Here is a 1,158-nt window from a genome sequence, read left to right as displayed (position 1 = left end):
GAGCGCGGGCACCGCGGCCGGACGCAGGAGGGCGCCGACGGCCCAGCCGCGCCCGCTCAGGTCGCGGTGGAACAGGCGGGTGGTCGCGCCGGACAGCGTCACGGCGTCGGGCTCGACCACGAGGTTGAGCGCCGGATACGACACCACCTCCTGCCGGGAGGAGCGTCCGGGCTCGATGTCCCACTCCGGGATCCAGAACCACGCCACGAGGTGCCGGACCTCGGGCGGAGCGGGCAGGCGGTGGAACTGCGGCAATCGCGCGGGATACAGCACACCCCTGGTCGGATTCACCATGCGCTCAGCGTAGGGGGCACCGCCGACGCGACGCCGTGGCGCCCGTGTCGCGCATCTTCAAGCGCCCGGCGCGCCGCACGATCTACCGTGGCGACATGACCGATCAGACACCCGCAGACCTGCCCGTCACCGGCGTGACCGGTGCGCACACGACCGACGGCCGCCCGCACGGCGTGACCTCGCTCACCCCGTTCCTCGCGATCCCCGACGCCGCCGGTGCGCTCGCGTTCTACCGCGACGTGTTCGGAGCCCGCGTGATCGACGTGACCGAGTTCGGCGACGTCGTGGCCCACGCCGACCTCGACTTCGGCACCGGTCGACTGCAACTGGGCGAGCCCAGTCCCGACTACCACCTCGTGCCGCCGCCCGCCGGCGACGACGCCTGCTATTCCCTCGGCCTCTACGTGCCCGACGTCGATGCCGTGGTCGAGCGCGCCGTGGCCGCCGGTGCCACCGTGCGCGAGCCCGCGATGCACTTCGTGTCGGGCGACCGCTTCGCCAGCATCCGCGACCCCTTCGGCGTGCGATGGTCGATCATGACCAGGGTCGAAGACCTCTCGGACGAGGAGAGCGCGCGCCGCGTCGCCGAATGGGCGGCGTCGTTCAGCGCGGGGCAGGCCGACGCGAGCTGAGCGCGACGACGGTCGCCCGCTGCACGGCGGGGAGCAGCGCCTCCGCGGTGCGCCGGTAGCCGAGCGGGCTCGGGTGAAACCGGTCGAGGCTGAACATCGCCTCCGGCTCGTCGAAGAACAGCGGCCCCACGGCGCGGCGCAGATCGACCGGCTCGGCCCCCGCGCGGCGGGCCGCCTCCGCCTGCACGGCGGCGAGCCGACGCGACAGGCTCGAGGCGATGCGGCGCAGCGG

The 1,158-nt window shown here is 73.9% G+C and carries 2 protein-coding genes and 1 pseudogene; 1 reads left to right on the top strand and 2 read right to left on the bottom strand.

The genetic code is table 11. The features are described from left to right. Window positions 1-294, bottom strand: a 294-nt coding sequence (locus tag DW309_RS00085) for a DUF6597 domain-containing transcriptional factor (RefSeq protein ID WP_342590354.1), incomplete at its 3' end; no start/stop codon positions are given. 95 nt (window positions 295-389) lie between these two features. Between DW309_RS00085 and DW309_RS00080 the strand changes: the two genes are divergently transcribed. Continuing rightward, a complete protein-coding gene (locus tag DW309_RS00080; protein WP_136033413.1) occupies window positions 390-926 on the top strand; it encodes a VOC family protein in 537 nt (178 codons plus the stop codon). Here the strand turns inward: DW309_RS00080 and DW309_RS00075 are convergent. Beyond that, a pseudogene (locus DW309_RS00075) lies at window positions 898-1,158 on the bottom strand (SGNH/GDSL hydrolase family protein); the annotation flags it as partial. The gene DW309_RS00080 and the pseudogene DW309_RS00075 overlap by 29 nt on opposite strands.

Origin of the sequence: Microbacterium sp. K41, assembly GCF_004794395.1 — a bacterium.
In the GTDB taxonomy this organism is placed as follows: domain Bacteria; phylum Actinomycetota; class Actinomycetes; order Actinomycetales; family Microbacteriaceae; genus Microbacterium; species Microbacterium sufflavum.
This window is presented reverse-complemented; position numbering and strand designations above follow the sequence as displayed.